General features: G+C 35.6%; 8 protein-coding genes. 2 read left to right on the forward strand and 6 right to left on the reverse strand.

The window, feature by feature from the left end; all coding sequences use genetic code 11:
- The first annotated feature begins 199 nt into the window (after nucleotides 1–199).
- Entirely contained in the window at nucleotides 200–1,996 is a 1,797-nt protein-coding gene (lepA, locus tag H526_RS0120325; protein ID WP_027394705.1) for a translation elongation factor 4, read from the forward strand.
- A 317-nt stretch (nucleotides 1,997–2,313) separates the two neighbouring features.
- On the opposite strand, the gene H526_RS0120330 is transcribed toward lepA, so the two are convergent.
- Nucleotides 2,314–3,135: a Cof-type HAD-IIB family hydrolase gene (locus H526_RS0120330; protein ID WP_027394706.1), complete on the reverse strand. Its 822-nt coding sequence runs from the start codon at nucleotides 3,133–3,135 to the stop codon at nucleotides 2,314–2,316.
- A 99-nt stretch (nucleotides 3,136–3,234) separates the two neighbouring features.
- On the opposite strand from H526_RS0120330, the gene H526_RS0120335 reads away from it, so the two are divergent.
- Complete coding sequence (locus tag H526_RS0120335; RefSeq protein WP_027394707.1) at nucleotides 3,235–3,657, forward strand: secondary thiamine-phosphate synthase enzyme YjbQ; 423 nt, start codon at nucleotides 3,235–3,237, stop codon at nucleotides 3,655–3,657.
- Here the strand turns inward: H526_RS0120335 and H526_RS0120340 are convergent.
- From H526_RS0120340 to H526_RS0120360, 5 genes are all read right to left on the reverse strand, one after another.
- A complete protein-coding gene (locus H526_RS0120340) occupies nucleotides 3,654–4,094 on the reverse strand; it encodes a hypothetical protein (RefSeq protein ID WP_027394708.1) in 441 nt (146 codons plus the stop codon). The two genes, H526_RS0120335 and H526_RS0120340, sit on opposite strands and share 4 nt — an antisense overlap.
- Before the next feature lie 91 nt (nucleotides 4,095–4,185).
- Complete coding sequence (locus H526_RS0120345) at nucleotides 4,186–11,940, reverse strand: T9SS type A sorting domain-containing protein (RefSeq protein WP_081415662.1); 7,755 nt, start codon at nucleotides 11,938–11,940, stop codon at nucleotides 4,186–4,188.
- A 5-nt stretch (nucleotides 11,941–11,945) separates the two neighbouring features.
- Complete coding sequence (locus tag H526_RS29720; RefSeq protein WP_051336255.1) at nucleotides 11,946–14,009, reverse strand: fibronectin type III domain-containing protein; 2,064 nt, start codon at nucleotides 14,007–14,009, stop codon at nucleotides 11,946–11,948.
- Nucleotides 14,010–14,115: 106 nt separating this feature from the next.
- A complete protein-coding gene (locus tag H526_RS0120355; protein ID WP_027394710.1) occupies nucleotides 14,116–18,897 on the reverse strand; it encodes a hypothetical protein in 4,782 nt (1,593 codons plus the stop codon).
- A 94-nt stretch (nucleotides 18,898–18,991) separates the two neighbouring features.
- A complete protein-coding gene (locus H526_RS0120360; protein ID WP_081415663.1) occupies nucleotides 18,992–20,488 on the reverse strand; it encodes a T9SS type A sorting domain-containing protein in 1,497 nt (498 codons plus the stop codon).
- Between the last annotated feature and the right edge of the window lie 238 nt (nucleotides 20,489–20,726).

The following is a 20,726-nucleotide window of genomic DNA, read 5'->3' on the forward strand; positions in this document are numbered from 1 at the left end:
GTTTAAAAATGATGTAGTAGATGATATAAACCTTTTAAAATCGATTATATTTGCAGACTAAATGATTTTGGTTCAATTGGATCGAATTTTTTCGGACAGGGATAGAAGTGTCATCCTTTTTTGTTGCTGATGGAAAGAGCGGTGGTAAGCAAAAAAGATATAATGGATAGCCCGGTTCAGTCCGCCAAAAAAAAGAAAAATGAAAAACATAAGAAATTTTTGCATTATTGCGCATATTGATCACGGTAAAAGTACATTAGCAGATCGATTGTTAGATTTTACAGGATCTGTTACAGCTCGTGAAGCTCAAGCGCAGTTATTGGATAGTATGGATCTAGAACGTGAGCGTGGAATTACGATCAAGAGTCACGCGATCCAGATGGAGTATACATATAAAGGGGAAGAATATATTTTGAATCTTATTGATACTCCAGGTCACGTGGATTTTTCTTATGAAGTTTCTCGTTCTATTGCCGCTTGCGAAGGCGCTTTGCTTATTGTAGATGCAGCACAAAGTATACAGGCTCAGACGATTTCTAATTTATATTTAGCATTAGAAAATGATCTGGAAATTATTCCAGTTTTAAATAAAGTAGATTTACCTAGTGCTAATCCCGAAGAAGTAACTGATGATATTGTAGATCTATTGGGATGTGATCCCGAAGAAGTAATTCCTGCTAGTGCAAAAACGGGTATTGGGATTGAAGAAATTCTTGCAGCGATTGTAGAAAGAGTTCCAGCACCAGAAGGAAATCCTGATGAACCATTGCAGGCATTAATTTTTGATTCTGTCTACAATTCTTTTAGAGGTGTAGAAACTTATTTTAAAGTAGTAAATGGTGAGATCAAAAAAGGTCAGCAAATCAAGTTTGTTGCAACCGGAAAAGATTATTCTGCTGATGAAGTAGGAACACTAAAGCTAAATCAAGTAGTAAAGAAAAGTATTAAAACGGGTGATGTAGGATATCTGATCACAGGTATTAAAGATGCCAGAGAGGTAAAAGTTGGAGATACTATTACAGATGCTAAAAATCCTACTCAGAATGCTATTGAAGGTTTTGAAGATGTAAAACCAATGGTATTTGCTGGTATTTATCCGGTAGATACAGAGGATTATGAAGAGTTACGTTCTTCCATGGAGAAATTACAGCTTAATGATGCTTCATTGGTGTTTGTACCTGAGAGTTCAGCAGCATTAGGATTTGGTTTTCGCTGTGGATTCTTAGGAATGCTACATATGGAAATCATTCAAGAGCGATTAGAGCGTGAGTTTAATATGACTGTGATTACTACAGTGCCTAACGTATCTTATCATGCATTTACTAATAAAAATCCGGATGATATTATTATCGTAAATAACCCTACTGATTTACCGGATCCTTCCTCTATGAATCGTGTAGAAGAACCTTATATAAAGGCAACTATTATTACCAAGTCAGATTTTGTAGGTTCGGTGATGTCTCTATGTATTGAAAAGCGTGGTGAGATAACCAATCAGACATATTTAACTACAGAACGAGTAGAGTTGACATTTGATATGCCACTAGCAGAAATCGTATTCGATTTTTATGATAGACTTAAAACAGTTTCTAAAGGATATGCTTCTTTTGATTATACACCTATAGGAATGCGTCCATCAAAACTGGTAAAAGTGGATATGCTACTTAATGGAAATATTGTAGATGCTTTATCTGCATTATTACATAAGGATAATGCTTATGGTATTGGTAAAAAAATCTGTGAAAAACTAAAGGAATTAATTCCTCGTCAACAATTTGATATTCCAATTCAAGCTGCCATTGGTGCAAAGTTTATTGCTCGTGAAACAGTAAAAGCATTGCGTAAAGATGTTACTGCTAAGTGTTATGGAGGTGATATCTCTCGTAAGCGTAAATTATTGGAAAAACAGAAAAAAGGTAAAAAGCGTATGCGTCAGGTAGGTAATGTAGAAATTCCTCAGGAAGCATTTATGGCTGTATTAAAGCTAAATGATTAATTGCTTTACAATTTATATTCAGTAAGAAAAAACCTATATTAGTCTGAATAAAAAAGGGTGAAATGCATTTTTTTAAGATAAAAAACTACTTTTAACCTTTTTTTTATATATTTGTACTCGGATACATAGTTCGAAAATTCACTTTTGTATCTGGAATTAATTAAATAACGATAATATAAATAGCTATGCAGAATTTTTTTACTAAGCAACCTATCTACGTTTATTTTTTCATTATTTCTATCGTATTAGCTTGTATTTCATAAAGAATTATCGATAATATAGAGAAACATTAAGTTTTCCTGTAGATGATGTATACTTTATTTAACAGCGTTTTTCTTTTTAGCTTCAATCATCTTCGATAGCATATATTCAACACCGTTTTCATCATTACTTTTGGTAGTATAATTAGCAGCAGCTTTTACATTAGGATGTGCGTTTTGCATTGCAAAGCTATATGTTGCCTGAGACATCATTTCTAGATCATTATTATAATCACCAAATACCATGGTCTCATTGGTAGAAATATTTAGACTTTTCTGAACATTTTTTAAGGCATGTCCTTTATTGGCGTTATTATGAGATAAATCGAGCCAGACTTTTCCCGAGACTTTTACTTTTAGTCGATTTTCTAGGTGCTTAAGTGCTGGATATAGATATTTTTCTGCTCCTTTTTCATTGCAGATAGCAATTTTTAGATATTGGTCATCTATTACCTCTGATAAATTTTTTACTATTTCGTATCTTCCATAAAATTCGTTTAGCATATTTTCGAAATCTTTACCATAATCTTCTATATATGCTTTTTTTCGTCCACATAGTATTACTTGGGAGCCTTTAAGATCTTTTGTCGCATCTAAGAGTTCTAAATAAGTTTTGCGATCAATCTCTGTAGTTTGTAATTCTTCATCTCTATGCATTGTTAAAGCACCGTTTTCTGCAATAACAATCATATCATCTTTAATCGCACTCAATTTGTGTAGAATACTATAATATTGTCTTCCACTAGCTGCAACAAATGTAACCCCCAATTCTTTTAATTCATCAAATAAATAAAAAAATGATTGACTTACGTCTCCCCTTGAATTGAGAAGTGTACCATCCATGTCAGTAGCAACTAATTTTATTTGAGATAAATCCATGTGATAAAAGTTAAGATAGCAAAGGTATTAGAGTTTACAGTAACAATGTGAACTCTTCTTGTAAAATTTGTATTAAATTGGTTCTTTAATCTTCTTGTTATGAAATTCTTTCAAAAAGAAATAAAATTACAGCCTTATTCTAGAGGTTTTCATTTGATTACAGATGAAGTGATTTCTAAAATTCCTGAGATTAGTGAAATAACTATTGGTCAGTTACAGGTTTTTATCAAACATACTTCAGCGAGTTTAACCATTAATGAAAATGCTGATCCTACAGTTCGTCAGGATTTTGAAAGTCATATGAATCAAATGGTGCCAGAAAACCAACCATACTATATCCATACCTATGAGGGTCCTGATGATATGCCTGCCCATATTAAGGCTTCATTAATGGGAGTTTCTGTACAAGTGCCAATTACTGGAGGTAAACTTAATTTGGGAACCTGGCAAGGGATCTATTTATGTGAACATAGAAACTATGGAGGTTCTAGAAAATTAGTGCTAACCTTATTTGGTTCTTAGAACCAGTTTGCCCAAGGAATTCTAGATAACATTAATAACCATGCAATTGTATAAAAAATTGCCAACATTTTAAGTTTTGGAGTAGAGGTCAATTTCTTTTTATGCTTAGAATATCCAATAGTAATAAAAACAACCATAGCTATCATCATCATAGGGTGTTCTACATTGTACAATCTTAGTAAAGGATCTCCCATGATATCGCTTACAGAAACTCCCTCTGTAAACCACATGATACTTGGAGATACAAAAAAGATTATAATTCCTATTAATAACTGAAGATGCGTAACTATTAATCCAAAAAGAGATATTCTAAAATCTTTTGGAGCATATTCTCTTTTAGTAAAAAAACCAATTAAAGCGTTGAAGGTAGCAAGGGTAACAACAAGAACAACTAGGTATGCCCAATAAGAGTGAACGATTTGTATAGCTTCGTACATAATGATGTGTTTAGTTTATCCAAAGGTAAACATAATGTACAAAAAAACCTCGCTCAATTTGAGCGAGGTTTTTACAATAGCTTAATGGGAATTATTCTACTACGATTTTGCGAACATAACTTTTTTCTGGAGTTTCTAATAGAATAAAATATAACCCAGTTGGAATGGTTCCTTCCAGATTAAAGGGAATGGTATATTCTGTTTGTTGTTCATCGCTATATTGATAAATCAAACTGTTATTTGCTATGCTAAATAATTTAACGTCTATAGGAATCTCTTTGTCAAAAGATAATTCGATTGTAAAGTTTCCTCTTGTAGGGTTTGGATACATCATATATTGTTGTAATCCACTTTGATTTTCTTCTTCCTGATCAAATACTGATTCTCTTACAGTAATTCTTTTAGAGAAGAATGTTTCGCAATCTCCTATAATTGTTTTTAAAGTGATGATATATTCGCCTTCTTCGGGAAACATGATTTCTGCATACTGATCTGTGATATCAATTTGTTCTGCAGTTTCAGGAAGTATCCATTCTAAAGTATCTGGAATAGGATTACTAACATCTACAATAATAAAGCTTTCATTCACAAATAAGTCTGTAGAGACTAAGAATTCAGCAGATATCTCATCTTCTAAAGCAATAATTTCTATAGTATCTGTACTAACGCATCCGAGTGAGGTAGTAACAGAAACCGTATACATTCCACTTTCAGATAGTGTTACTTCTGATGAATTAGCTGTAAATCCATTGTCTCCTGTCCAGGAATATGTTGCTCCAGAATCCAAAATAACAGCATCTATCGTATAAGATTGTCCTAGACATAATGTTTTGTCAGGCCCTAGATCAATAATTAATTCTTCTGGATCAATAAGTTCAAAATCTTGAATGATAGAACATCCTTTACTATCGAAAATCTCTACGGAATATAATCCAGCTGAGAGTCCTGTTAGGTCTTCGGTGTTGGATCCGTTATCCCAAAAATAGGAGTATGGAGGAGTTCCACCATTAGGAGTTATATCAATGGTTCCATCATTACCTTCAAAACAAGTTGGATTGGTACTAGTAAATGTAGTGTTTAGCATTTCAGGAGGAACTAATGTAATATTTTCCTGAGTGCTACATCCTTGGCTATCTCTTACGATAAGTATATATGTTCCTGGTAGTACATCTGTTATGTTTGGAGTATTCTGATTTACATTTGTCCAAAAATAGGTGTAAGGTGCAGTTCCTCCAGTGACAGTGCTTTCTATCGTCCAATCAAATCCATCTCCACACAAAATAAAATCAGCAGATAAGCTAAGTGTTAACTCGTCAGGTTCAGAAACTAGTACGTCGCCACTTTGAACCATATTGGATTGCGAATCAGTAATAATTACATAATACGATCCTGCTGGAATATCAGATAATAGTTGGTCTGTACCTAATATATTAGAATTGCCGTTTTCAAACCATTGATAACTGTAGGGGCCAATTCCTCCAGTAGGAACAGCTCTTAGACTTGCTCCGTTATCTCCTTTACATAAAACAATATTTACAATTTCTACAGTTACTAATAACTCATCTGGTTGCGTTAATATATAAGTTTCAGAAGTTTGACATCCTAATGAGTCAGTGATCGTTATGGTGTATGTTCCTGTTCCTATATTAGTAATTGTACTACTTGTCTCAGTAAGCACACCATTAGTGTCTGACCATTCGAATATGTAAGGAGGTGTTCCTCCAATAATTGTAGTCGTTATGCTTCCATTAGTTAGCCCAAAACCAGTAGGATTATTTGGTACTACATTGCTTATTAAAAGTTCATCTGGTTGATTGATAACTATTGATAACGTTCCTATGCTACCATTATTTTCATAAAAACAACCGTTTCCATCCTGTAATTGTACTTGGTAAGTTCCATCAACGAGATTTCTAATTTGAGTGGTTGTTCCATTATCAAAAGAAATCCAATCGCTATACACACCATTTATTAATCGATATCTATAAGAATAGCTGTTGTTTCCTCCAGATGCAGTGATGGTAATACTTCCATCAGTTCCACCAAAGCAATCTGGATTATCTCCAACAAGATTTCCGGTTACAGCTGCTGGTTGTGTTACGTTAAATACAGCACTTTGTTCAGAGATTCCTTCTGCATTGCTTACAATGATATAGTAAGATCCTACAGAAATACCGCTAAGTATATTTGTGTTTCCTATCTGTGTATTGGTAGTTGCATCAAACCATTGATAGTTATTTCCACCCACACCTCCGGTAGTGATTACTTCCAGGATTCCATCGCTTCCTCCAAAGCAACTGATTTGCTGCGTTTGATTAATGGATACTATTAATTCACCAGGATTTGCTAAGTTATAAGTATCATTAATGGTACACCCATCGGCATCAGTAACTAGAATATTGTAAGTTCCTTCTGCTTGGTTAACTAAGGTACTTGAAGTGTTAGTTACATTAGATTCTAATAATATAACAGCATTTGTATTGTCTGTCCATTGATAGGTATATGGAGCTACACCTCCAGTAATAGAGATGGCAATACTTCCATCTGTGGTTCCTGTTGCTGAAGGACGTATAATAGCCACATTTGTGATATCATATACTACTGGTTGTGTTATTGTAATAACTCCACTACTCGCAGAACAATTGTTTTCATCAATAACAGTTACCGTATAATCTCCAGCATTTATGTTAGAGAGTGTATTGGTAGCGGAGCCTAATGTATTCCATTGATAGGTATAGTTTCCTGTACCACCAGAGACTGTAATTTCAATACTTCCGTCACTACCATTATAACAACTAACATCGGTTACTGCAATATTTGTTATTTCTAATACATCAGGTTGCGTTAAGTTTATATTTGGTACTTCTGTTTGGTTTAAATTTGCATCCGTAACGATCACTCTGTATTGACCTGTAGGGATTGACCCTGTATTGCTAGCTGTACTGATGAGATTATCAGCGCTATCAAACCACTGATAGGAATAAGGAGTGATTCCACCTGTTACGATAGCAAATAATTCTCCATTTTCACCAAAACAAGGAATAGCAGTTTCATCTGTTGTTACCAAAAGTGGATCAGGTTCTCCTACAACATATTCTATGGGACCAAGCATACAGTTATTAGCATCTGTAAGGGTTAGGAAATAGCTTCCAGCTGCTACATTGTTTAGTATATTACTATTAGTTCCAATAGGGGTATTCGTGGTATCCGTCCAGTTATAGGTATAAGCAGGAGTTCCGCCATTTGCTACAACTTCAATACTTCCATTGCTGAGTCCATTCCCAGAGGCATCGATAATAGTAAAATCAGTAATATTTAATCCCACTGGAGGTTCTGTGATAGTAACGCTAAGAGTAGTTTCACAAAGATTGGCATCTCTAATGGTAAGATCATAAGTACCTATGCTAAGTCCTGAAATATCTTCGGTATTAGCTCCATTACTCCAGAAAAAGCTATACGCTCCAGTACCACCAGTAACCGTTACATCAATACTAGCATCATTTCCACCATTACAAGAAACATCTTCAGAAGTATAGGATGCTTCTAATAATGGAGGGTTGACTATTATAGTGGTTTCTGAAGTTCGATTTCCATTTGCATCTACGATTTCAACAATATAGGTTCCTTCTCCTAAATTGGCAATCGTATTAGTAATGGATAGATCATTGGTAGGATCTAGTGTATTGTACCATCTATAATTATAAGGGGTCACACCTCCAGCTACTGTGACTATTAGTGATACAGAAGTATCTCCAAAACATTGCAAAGGATTATCCAATTGTATATTGGTAATTTCTAAAAGATCTGGTTCGTCTACAAAATAATCTTTGATTAGTATACAATCATTATCATCCATGATGGTAACTTCATAGGTTTCTGAAGCTAGATTCTCGATACGACTAGTATTTCCTATGACAGTAGTATTTCCTTGTACACGCCATTCATATCTATAAGGACTGGTACCACCAGAAACCGTAATGTCGATACTTCCATTACCTGTTTGAAAACCAGAAAGTTCTGACACAGTTTCATTTGTAATTCCTAAGGGTGCTGCAGGCTGAGGTAAATTAATGGTAGAAGAAGAAAGTACGCAATTATTAGCATCAGTTACAACAACTGAATAATCGCCTGTAAGAAGTCCTGAAATATCTTCTGTAGTTTCTCCATTAGACCAGAGGTATCTATAAGGAGTGGTACCACCAGAAACGGTAATATCGATGGCACCTGTTGCATCACCAAAACACTTTATCTCGGTTTCTGCAACACTTATTGCTAAGGGATTCGGTTCATCTACATAAAATTCATCAAAAGTCATTGCTCCATTAGGATCGCCTATCTCTACTCGGTAATTTCCTTCATCTACTCCTATTAATAATGCTGAAGTATCTGATAATGGATCAAAAATCCCTGATCCTACAAAAGTCTCTTTAAACCAATTATAGGTATATGGAGTGTCTCCGCCTGATACCGCCGCGAATAGACGCGCATTATCATCACCATTACATTTTAGATTGGTATTTAGTGTTTCATAAGCAATCGTTACTAGTAATTCATCAGGTTCTGTAACGATAAATGCTCGGATTGCTTCGCAACCACTGTTATCAGAAGTGCTGCCAAAACGATTATCTTGTACGGTAACTGTGTAGGTTCCGGCAAATAAATTAGAAAGATCCTTATCGGAACTCGAAAATCCATTCGGGCCTGTCCAGCTATAGGTATATCCATTATTTCCACCTGTTGGATTGATGGTAATGGCTCCTGTATTTTGACCAAAAATGGTCACAGGAGTTTCTGTTCCAGGAATGCTGATCGGATTGGTAGGTCCGGCTACCGTTTCGGTAAATACAGAAGATTCACAATTATTAGCATCTTTTACGATGATTTGGTACGTATTTGCAGCTAAGCCTGTAAAAGTAAATGTATTGGTGTTATTCGTTTCGTATGAAACACCATTATCGATAGAGTATTCTAAAGCACCAGTTCCACCTGTTGCATTTATGCTTAATATTCCATCATTACCACCAAAACAATTAACATCAGTTACGCCAATGTTATTTATAATAATTTCTGGTTTACCTTCTAAATTAAATGTAGCTGAACGGTTCGAAATACTGTTGTTATCGGTAACTTCTACTTGATAAAAACCTGCTGATAAATTGGTAGCCACTTCATTAAATTGACCAATTGAAACAAATAGGTTGGACGCATTTCTTCTAAACCAGTTATAACTATACCCAGTAATTGGGTTTGGAACTCCACCTGTTGCACCCGCTCGTAAAGCTCCAGTAGAATTAGAACCAGAAGAGCACAAAATTTCTATTTCTTCTGTAATAGAGGCTATTAGTGGCTCTGGTTCCTCAATTGAAATAGCTAAGATCTGATCACTACAACCTGTTACATTTTCCGTAACCATTACATTGTATACTCCATCGGACAAACCAGTAATATCTTGGGTGGTTCTACTAAATCCTGGGTCACCGTTTTTGGACCACAAATAAGTATATGTCCCATTACTGCCACCGTTTACTTCTATATTAATACTACCATCTGCAGCACCGTTTGCACTTGGATTTTGTACTCCTCCTACTGGAATACTTACGGTAACAGCCGTTGGTGGTTCAATGATCTCTACAGAATATTCTACAACTGGATTTACAGGAGTACATCCTAAAGCGTCTACTAACTCCAATGTATATAGTCCAGCAGGAATATTACTTAGATCTTCTTGGTTATATACCGTTCCAGAATCCGAAGTCCATCTTAATCGGGAATAGCCCCCTGTATTTCCACCGGAAATGGTAAGATTGATACTTCCTGTTGAGTCTCCTCGGCAAACTACATCTGTTTTATTAGTACTAAATGAGAAAACAGGAGGTACCGTAATTTCAAGATCTGTACTGATGGTGATGCCAGTTCCATTATTATCCGTTGCAGTTACTCTGTACATGCCCGTAGATAAATTGGATCTTTGAAAATTAACTCCATCACCTAATGTTTGAGGAGCTCCTTGAGAGATATATTGATTAGATGCATTTCTTAAGAACAATTCATAGCGGTAGTTTGTTAGCCCACCGATTGCTCTTACGGTAATTGTTCCATTATCATTAGAAGAGTCATTATCACCACAGGTTACATTACTTGAACTTTCGGTTGTGAATTGAAATAATGGGGGTTGAGTTATGGTAAAACTTCTAGAAGTACTACAACCTTCTGGGTTATCCGTAACGGTAAGCGTATATATACCTGCAGGTCTACCTGATATGCTTTGTTGATTAGATGAAAATCCATTGGGTCCTGTCCAGCTATAGGTAAGCGGTGGAGTGGTTCCTCCTGAAACATTAGGAGAAATACTTCCGTTATTACCTCCAAAAACGGTTACGTTTGTAACAGGAGAAGGAGTACTTCTTATAGTTATGGCTGTGGCAGGGTTAATAGTAACCGATGGTTGATTATTTCCTCCAGCAGCTCCAATACATTCATTACCATCCCTTACTCGAACGGTATAGGTTCCATTAGTTCTGGAAATAGTTATATTATTACCAGAGAAAGATGTCCAAGCACCTCCAGATATGCTATATTCGTAAGATCCTGCTCCGCCTGATACACCACTGATAAGAATAGCTCCATTATTACTAGTTCCTTGACCCGATACACATGAAATATTGCTAGAAGAAACACTGTACGTAACAGGAGTCGGTGTTCCTATATTAAAAATTAAAGGTTGATCTGCTGGTGGTTCTAGTGTTCCTACGGGGTTCAATTGGTATTGGACTCTATATTGACCAGCTTCTAAATCGTTCCAAGTATAGAAGAATCGACCACTAACCTCTTGAATATCGCTAGGAAATACATCTCTGTTTACTTGAGGTCGCGAAGGATTGATACTAAATAAATTAAAATCAAGTTTTTCTCCTGCATCTATTGTTCTGTCTAATTCCAAGGTAAACGATCCACCACCAAGACCATCTGAGCAATCAGTTTCATCTGTTGAAATACCAAGAATTTCAGGAGATTGTATTGTCGATATACTAAAAATATATGTATCAAGGATAATAGTTCTACTACTAGTAGAGACTGTTGGAGGTGGATCAAAGGTAGGAAATGCAACATCCGTATATCTTCCTGAACCAGAACCAAATAATTTAAATCGTAAAACTACCGTATTTCCCAATGAAATAGTCTCTGGTATAATAGCATCAAAGTCTTCTACCGATATGTCTAGTGGAAATCTACTTCGATAGGTAGTATTCGTTAATTCCTGAAATGGAGCACCAGCAATAGAATATTCCCAATAACCATCTTGAATATTTTGACCAGGAACTTCAAAAAATAAACTTTCAAAAGATCTGGTATTGTCAGCAGTTGGAACTTCTACAAAGGGTAATAGCCATACCTTACCATAGGTTCTTCCTCCATTTGAATTTATTGTAGACCCAGTTGCGTCACCATATTCTGTGGTTCCATAAAGACTTACGTTTGTATTTACAATATTATAAGGTTCAAAACAACCATTATTCGCAAACCAGCATTGATCTGTAGTTGGACCTCCATTAGTAGAAGTGGCATTTCGTGTTAACTCTTCGTGAAATTGTAGATCAATTAAATTTAATGAATTGTTTATATCTGTTCTTAGTGATCCTGTAATTGAAGTATAATCCGTTTCACTAGGGAACTTATAAGCTGCTCTATTGGAAATTGTTTTGTCAACTTCCCTGTCACCGGCATTATCTCTTCGAATCGATATGTCTACTATAGCGTCAAAACTCATATAGACTATAGTTTGATCTTGACCATAAGAGGATAAAAAGAATAATCCCAAAAATATACTTAGTACTAATTTCCTCATAACAATTAATATTCTACGGTTATTGTACTATACTTAGAGTACGTACCATCATAAAAAACAGCCCTGATAATGTATTTGTATGAAGAGTTAATGGTTAAGCCTGTGTCGCTAAACCTTTTTGTTCCAGCAGGAAGCACTCGATACAACGAAGATGGTTGCTCATTCACAGCTCTGAATAATTCAAAACTCGAGACCTCTTCTTCTTTATATCGCCAACTTAGTAAAATGGTTTTGTCATATGTGTTGACATTTCCATAAAACCCTTTTACTGCCGGTTTTAATGTAGTTTTTGGAATTAATACAGAAACTGGAGGCGATGGTTGAGATTCTAAGCCACTGATATCTCTCGCTAAAATGGTGTAACTATAATAGTTCCCTTCTTCTACTTGTTTGTCTGCAAAAGTAGTTGTTTTGTTTTTATTAGTACTGTGTATAAACTGCCAATTGCTTTCGTCCTTTGCTTTTCTGTAGATATAGTGTGCTTCTACATCTTCACTAGAGCTATTAGCCCATTCTAGGTTCACTTTACCATTAACAATTTTGTAAGAGGTAAATACTGGGGATGTTGGTGGAATTACATCAGGTTTTACCAATTCTAGTACTTCAGAAAATTCAGACATATTATACCGCTTGTCCACAGCCATAATTTGATAATATACTTTGCTGTTCAAGCTTTCAACTTTTACCGTATCTATATACGTATTAGAACTATGTGGAGATTTAGTTACCTGTGAGTATTCTTCGTTTTTAAGATTTCCACGATAGATTCTGTATCCTAACAAATCTTCTTCCTTGTTTGCAGTCCATTCTAAAGAAACGATACCAGTACTGTCTACAACTCCTTTAAGCCCAATAGGTTTTTCTGGAGGAATGGAATCAATGGGTTGTACTAGCATCGAAAAAGAATCTCGTTGATCATTATTTTTCCCAATTGCCGTAATTTTAAAATAATTAGAAGCTCTTAGTTTGTCATAACTTATTTTTCGAGCAGTAGGTGGAATATTCGTAACAACTGGTTTATAAGCTCCGCGATCTGTATCTGATCTTTTTAAGGTAAATCCGGTTATGGCATCATTCCCTTCCTCTGGGAATTTCCAGGTGAGTTCCACTTCATCTTCAGATTTGATATGTTTTGTTTTTAAATGCGGTACAAATTTTAATATTTCCTTTCCTTCACCTTCTACTATGATAGAGGCAGGACCTATTTCTCCAAAAGAAGAAACTCCTTTAATTCTATATTGATAATTGGTGTTATTAGCTATGGAGTCTATGTACACTGTACGGGCAGTTTCTTTTTCGTCTCTGTTGATGGCAGCATAAGGTAAATCTCCTAGTTTTTTGAAGGTACTACCATCTTCAGATCTTTCGATGATGTAACTGTTATAGGTATTTTTTAGCAATTTAGAGTCCCAACTTAATAAAGTAGCCCCATCCTGAAAAATCCCTACAAAATCCACCGGTTCTGGGAGTGGCTCATAGTCAATGATTCCAGTATACACACCACCTTCTTTAGTGGCTAGTTCTGTTTCGGGAATATTAGCAATTACTTTATATAAATATTTTTCATTGGGTTTTATAGCGGTATCTACATATCCTAATCCTGCTTTTTTCGCAATCTCAAAATCCTGATCTGCTGCATATAATCCAAAAGCAAAACGTTGTTGCTGCTCTTCGGCTTTATTAATAATAGAAGCAAAACCTCCACCACCTTCTACCACAAAACTTTCTCCATATAAGGCTTGTGCCATAATAGCACCGTTATCACTAGTTTCGGCAATAGTTTCCCATTCCATCATTGGTGCAGGAATAAAGTTCTGACCAATGATCAACTTTTCGGGATCGGTTAAGGTTTTTCTATCTCTAGAAATGGTATAGCGTTCTAAGGTATATCCATATCTGTTTGCTTTTCGCCATGAAACAGGAGTGTTTAGGGTCCATCGCAATAGGATTCGATCTTCTTGTGCTCTTGCAATAACTCTTACTTCTGGAATCACCTCTGTTGATTGTGCAAAAGATAGTTTTGGTGTAATCAGAAGTAAAAGTATTGTTATGATTAATTTTTGATTCATTTTTATGTTTTTCAACTTTTTGTCTTGATCTGGACTTCGACAGGCTCAGTCTGACATTTTGTTTCTAGTTTTTTATCTTTTTTATTACTCGTAGCCTTTCGAAGGGCTAGTTTGGGTTTACATATGTAAAATTGGCTGAGGTCCCATTAATTCCACCAGGTAATACATATCTGTAAGTACTATTGTAGTTTCCTGGTTTTATATATGGGAATATGCCATTTATGATGTAATGATATTGTTCTATTTCGTTTTGATATGATGATGGATTTCCTAGATAAGCATTCACCACTTTATACTGGATATCTATAAAGTCTGCTTTATAATAGATTGGCAAATTATAGGTATGTGGTAATCGTTCTCGCAGATAACCACTATTTACCTCATTTTCTAAATAGGTTTGATACCATGTCAATTGATCCATTCCTTTTTTAGGAGGTAATCCTAATTGATTGATATCTCTATCCACAGTAAATTGAGGTTTAATCGGATAATTTTTATAGATTAAAGGATAGATCTCATTTTGATAATAAGAATCATCTAGTTTAGCTTCTACCTGAATTAAAGGTTTGTTCTCAGAATATGTACTACCTACTAATTCTGTAAGGTCAAAAGCTTCTCCATCTGCCACCACGGCTTTTAGTTTATGCACATCGGCATAAATAATTTCTCGTAAAGAAGAAGTAAGGTTTTTATTTTCTACTTTTTCTCTAAAGGTATCGTGTGCACTTGTGGTAAATTCGTACGATAACATTTCAATCGTATCAGGATTTGTAGCAAGTCCTTCGATACTTACATTTCTGACTTCTAACGTATTTTCACCATCTCCTGTAGTGGTATAATTCTCAGTAGTATTACTTGATGCAGCACCTGGAGGAAGCGTGAGTAGTTTTATCATTAGCGTTTTGGAGTTTTCTATTTGTGGCATTGGAATATTCACCATTTTTTCGCCAGCATTATAGGAAACAGAACTTTCTACTGCCATATCATATTCATCCGAAAAATAAGCACGTTGTGACCATCCTTCATCTAAACTAAACAGATAGGACTGCCCTCTTTTTAACTTGATATAGGCCTTATTGTATTCTTTAGGGAAGAAATATTGTTGTCCAATCACTGGATAGCTGTATACAATATTCTCTAGCGGAATGTAGTCTGGTGCAGTACCTGTTACAAAAGAAATCGTTTCTTCTTCTTTCAGTACTTCTCCATTATACGTAGCAGGTACCCATTCTTTGTTTACTTTTTGTTCGAAAGTAACCGAAACATGAAGGCTCATGGGTGTTTCTGGTGGTAAGATTTCATCAGAAGTAAAACTTAACAGATCATTGGTGTTATTAAGTTTTGCATCACCAGAAATAATCTTTCCAGTATCATCTTTGATCCAAAAATCATCGAGTTTAAAGCGATAATAATTTACATTAAAGTCATCATCTTCTACAGGAATTTCACTTGCAATTTGCATATTAAAGGCTACTTGTGGCACTGCAAATACATCTACTTCGTTTGTTTTATCTCTTGGAGAGATGCCTCCGATAATTTTGATGTCAGCTAGGGGAGATCCACCACTAATGACTTCACATTCTTCTCCAAATTGTAACTCGAATCTAAAACGTCCTTTTACCAAACCACCTAATAGGTTATAATATCCGCCAATATATCCTCTAAACCAAACCGGATTAGGAAGTTTAGCTTGCATTAATGTTGCTGCTCCAGCTTCGATAATTGGAATTTTCTTTCTTTTTCCGAAGAGTTTGAAACTAATACCCATAGATCCCTGTAGGTACACATAACTTTGTCCGTTGGCATACCATCCATTCATTCCTATCTGACCACTGCCTTTGCACATAGTATCTCCATAATCTTTTACCATGATATCAAAACCAAATCCAGCGTTAAATCTTGCATAAAACATTAAGAATTGCATGTTACCAGTATCAAAATCTAAGCTGGCTCCAAAGGCTATACCTCTTCCTGCTTCTAATGCATTTTCATCACGCATATAATCTAATACTTCTGCATCTAGTCCAAGGATTTCTGCCACTTGAGCGGGTGGAGGAGGTGATGGTGGCATATAATCGCCCATCATAAAATAACTTCTGGATGTTAAGGCTACACTACCTATACCCATCTTAATTCCTATTGGATCTGAAGGAGTACCGATATGAATGTACCATTCTCCAGGACCGAAATGGATCACTGCCCATGCGGCACGACCACCAGGTCCGATACCTTTAAAGACCCCTCCTAAGATGTCGATATATAACTCAAAAGTTCCGTGGAAGGTTTTTGATTGAAAATCCATTTCAATCGCCATATAGGCATTCAATCCTTTTTGTCCGGTCATTACTGCAGGATAAATAGCTTTAGAAGCTTCCATCAGATCCGTTTCTTTTAATTGATTTTCTGTGGCATCGGGTATTTGTTCTTCATTTTCGATAATACCTCCAAAGTTTTCTGTGATTTCATCGCCGGCATCGTCGAAACCTGGAATCTGTAACATATGCGCTTCTCCATACAGACTCACTCTATTGATACCTCCTCGGCTGTTAAACGCAACTTCAAAACCAAACCCTCCATTAACTAGACTGTCTCCTTTTGCTATGGAGAATAACATCATGGCTTTTACGGTAAGTCCCGAATCTCTGTCAGGAACATAGTTGACTCCAGATTTACCTATTCCCATATTCGAACTAAACCCATTTTTTTTCATGCGATAGGAAGCTCCGCCACCAAATCCTGTTATTGTAAATACTGGAGGTATAAGAATGGTTAATCCTTCGACCAGTCCATCTACGTACCAATATCTAAAATCTGTTTTACCAAAGGTGGCACTAATAGTTACTGCAATTCCTCCGCTAAATGTAGCTTTTACGCTTCCAAAAAATCCATTTCCATAAATTGGATCATCGTCTCTAAACTCTACAAATCCTTCGATCTTAAAGCCCATATCGGCATTGATCTCTACACGTCGTAGTTTGATGCGTTTAAATTTCCATTTTTCGAAGCCTTCTCCTTGTTTTAGATCACCCTCTATGGATAGACTTGCGTTACCACTAAATCCTCCATCACCAGATCCCATTAAATTAATTGCAATCGTAAAATCTAGGGCAGCGATATTATCTTCGGCTCGTATTCCTATTTCTGAAATAGTTACTGGGAAATTACCGAATTTGACTTCTCCGGTATAACCAGCATGACCAATTGATATAATTGGGCTTATGGTTTGTAATTGAAAATTCCTAAAAGTAATCCCTTGAAAATCTGCTGTTGCTGACGTGGATGATGAACCAATATTAGATCCTTTGATAGCCATGTTACCGTGTAATACGGCTTTGGGTCTAAATTTGCCTTCGGTAAGCTTTAGTTCTACAAAACTATTATTCGTAAGCGTGGCTTTGGCTTTAAATACATTGAAGGCGATACTTTCTTCTGGACTTGCATTAAGAATATATTCTTCGTTTAATGGGTCAATTACTGCATTGTATACCAATACAGTAGCGCCAGATTTGTAATCAATATTGCTTAATCTACTTTGTTCCTTACCATCATCATCGATATACTTTTCTGTTTGCGTGCCCGAAACAGTTTCTGTAGTTACGGGTAATACCAAAGCACCACCAAAGCCTGCACCCGATAAACTACCAGCCACAAAATTAAGCTGTAATCGGTCTACAGAAATTTGCCATCCGTCTGCGTTTCCTTGATTGATAGGTAGTATGTTTTCAGCTTCAAAATTTCCAGATACTCCATTGTTATCAATCAGTAGTTTTTCTGCTCCAAAACTTATCCGTTCATTACTACCTTTTCTTTGGAACTGTTCTGGTAATACTACGGTTACCGATTGTACATATACGCCACGCCATAAATCTTCTTCTCCCGCAATCAGATACGTTTCCTTATAATCTTTGGGCCATTGTATACCAGAAGAATTTCTAAGATCACTAAAATCAAAAATGGCAGTATTCAGTTCGAAAATGGTATTTTTTAGAGAAGGCACCTGGAATCTAGGCATATTAATCTCTACCAAAATATCATTCCAATCGCTTGCCACCAACTCAAAGCTAGTGGTCACCTTTTTTAGTCTATTGGTACCAGGAATTGGAGTATTATCTACCTTGTTATTGGCATTAACTGGTAATAATTTATTTCTGGAAAATTCTACATCTACGGCTAATCCTAATTCTTTGAAACCATCGCAATCTATGGTAACGTATGTTTTTTTGTCTAAATCTCCTGTTTTGAGATCAAATCCACCTTTGAGGATCATCATAACCTCTTTTCCTTGGAATGGGATACCTACATCACCCAATAATACCAAATCTGCATCGCCAAACAATCCACCTTTGTGCGAAAGTTTTACACCACTAGCTCCAAAAAACAATTGACGTCTTTTTCCTGTGTCATCTACTTGTGGTAACATGAGTCGTACAAATACTTCTAGCTCAGAATAATCTTTCCCAATTTTAATCTGGCTTACGCCCATGATGAAATCAGAATTACCTACTTTTTTCTTGATTCCGATGGGTAAGGTTACAGGTTGCTGACCAGTTAAGTATTCTTTTAGCGATTCCAAAAACTTATCACCTTCGATAAGCTCATCGATCACAGCTTCTGCTTTGCCGCGAAGATTATTTGCGATGGTATCACTTTCGAAACGTTCGTATAACTCGTTCTGCCAAAAATCTTGTCCTTCAGAACTTTTTACGAGCGTTTGTATATCTTTTTCGATTTTGATATCCAAATCTGCAAAAGAGCGACTCATCATCATGGCTGGCAAAGGCGCAGCCACTTCTTTTGAAGTAGTTTTTTTATCCTCACCGTCTTCCGTACTTGCCTGGGCAGCAACTACGAAGAGTAGTAATAACAATAGTAGGTAATATTGCTTCATATTTTGGGTTTTATATCTTTTCTTATTTTAATCAACAATGATGATCTTTGAACTAGTAGTAGATTATGCTCTTGTTTATAAACATTTTCAGTTATTAGTTTTTTAATATTCGTTTAAAGAAACTACCTTTATTTGTATTTAATTTTAAGAGGTAAATACCTTCAGAAATATCAGAAATATCAACCTTATTATTAGAAGTGTTAGGAATATATTTCGCCAATAATTTGCCGTCCAAGGAATATAAATCAATATTTATTAGATCAAGATTCTCCAAAGAGATGTTTAAAATACCGGTTGTTGGATTTGGACTGATAACACTTTTTTCGATTAAAAACTCGGAAACATCAAGGGTTATATCATTATGTTGGAAAATTTTGATCGAACTAAATTCTCCAGATACTACCCATTTAGGAATTCCTATTGCTAGTATATTTCCTGTACCGTTTAGACTTATTGAAGAGCCTAATAAATCTCGTAAATTTTCTCCATTAAAATCTTCTCCAGTTTGATTCCATTGATCATTTTCATATCTATAAACTCTAACCTGGCCTGCAAAATCACGATCTCCTTTTCTGGTACCTACGGCAATTATATTTCCATTAGAATTTAGACTCACTGTCATTCCAATACTGTTTTTGTAACTTTTTCCTTGGATATCATCTCCAATTTGATTCCAAGTATTATTGGTATTCTTAAAAATTTTTATCTGTCCTGCACTTAGGTAGTCGTCAGTACTGTGGTAAGGTTCGCCTATTGCAAGAATTGATCCGTCGTCATTTAGATCTACTGAAGCCCCAAATCCATTTTGACCTTCTCCAATTAAATCTTCTCCTATTTGTGTCCAACTATTATTTATATTCTCATAAATTTTGACTTTTCCATTTTTAAATATTCCACTGATAACGGCACTACTAGCCCCAATTGCAAGGATTTTACCATTTGCGCTTAAACTAACCGATGGGCCTTGTGTTGGCAATTGCGAATCTAAATTTCCATAATCGGTATCTATGTCTTCTCCAATTTGCACCCAGTTTTGATCTAAGTATTCATAGACTTTAACATCACCGGCAGAACGAAAAGTAGTACTATTGTTATATACTGAACCAATAGCTACTGTTTTTCCATCCGCACTTAAACTTACAGATGATCCAAATTGGTCTTTGCTAATTCCTCTTATGTCATCTCCTATTTGCATCCATTCTCCGTTAGTGTTCTTAAATATTTTTACTTTACCATTTCCGCTCCCAAAAGTTGCAGCTGCGGGACTACCAATAGCAATTATATTACCCTCAGCATTTAAACTTATTGATTTACCAAGTTCATCTGCTATCCTATCTCCATAAATATCATGTCCAATTTGCACCCAGGTATCATTGATTTTTTCGTAAATTTTTACCTGCCCCTTATTCTCTTGGTGACGACTACTTCCAATGGCAATTATATTTCCTTCATAGTTTAGGCTGATTGAATTACCAAACTGATTCCCTTTAGTTTCTCCAAAAATATCTTGACCAATCTGATTCCATTGGGCTTTTATTCCCGAGAATAACATAAGAAATGATATGCAAAGAAATATTTGTTGTTTCATCATATTAATTCATTTTCTGTTTTTCCAATTTTTTTCCATGCTTGCTAGGCATATTTTCATACTTCTTCTATTATTATGTGCGGCTTTTGGGCCATTTGTTACCATCACTAAGCTGTATTTTACTCTTTTATCCTAGTTTTGTAACGCTTCGAACGAATGTTGTAAGGGCTTTCTCCTATTACTTTTATGGTTCGAAGGGGTGGTTTGTTTTTTATTAGTTTCTATTCTCATAGAGTTTTCC

Source organism: Aquimarina latercula DSM 2041, from assembly GCF_000430645.1.
In the GTDB taxonomy this organism is placed as follows: Bacteria; Bacteroidota; Bacteroidia; order Flavobacteriales; family Flavobacteriaceae; genus Aquimarina; species Aquimarina latercula.

Excerpts from the sequence above, each read along its gene's own strand:
- lepA (WP_027394705.1), top strand. The coding sequence starts at position 200 with ATGAAAAACATAAGAAATTTTTGCATTATTGCGCATATTGATCACGGT.
- H526_RS0120330 (WP_027394706.1), bottom strand. The coding sequence starts at position 3,135 with ATGGATTTATCTCAAATAAAATTAGTTGCTACTGACATGGATGGTACA.
- H526_RS0120345 (WP_081415662.1), bottom strand. The coding sequence starts at position 11,940 with ATGAGGAAATTAGTACTAAGTATATTTTTGGGATTATTCTTTTTATCC.
- H526_RS0120340 (WP_027394708.1), bottom strand. The coding sequence starts at position 4,094 with ATGTACGAAGCTATACAAATCGTTCACTCTTATTGGGCATACCTAGTT.
- H526_RS29720 (WP_051336255.1), bottom strand. The coding sequence starts at position 14,009 with ATGAATCAAAAATTAATCATAACAATACTTTTACTTCTGATTACACCA.
- H526_RS0120360 (WP_081415663.1), bottom strand. The coding sequence starts at position 20,488 with ATGATGAAACAACAAATATTTCTTTGCATATCATTTCTTATGTTATTC.
- H526_RS0120355 (WP_027394710.1), bottom strand. The coding sequence starts at position 18,897 with ATGAAGCAATATTACCTACTATTGTTATTACTACTCTTCGTAGTTGCT.
- H526_RS0120335 (WP_027394707.1), top strand. The coding sequence starts at position 3,235 with ATGAAATTCTTTCAAAAAGAAATAAAATTACAGCCTTATTCTAGAGGT.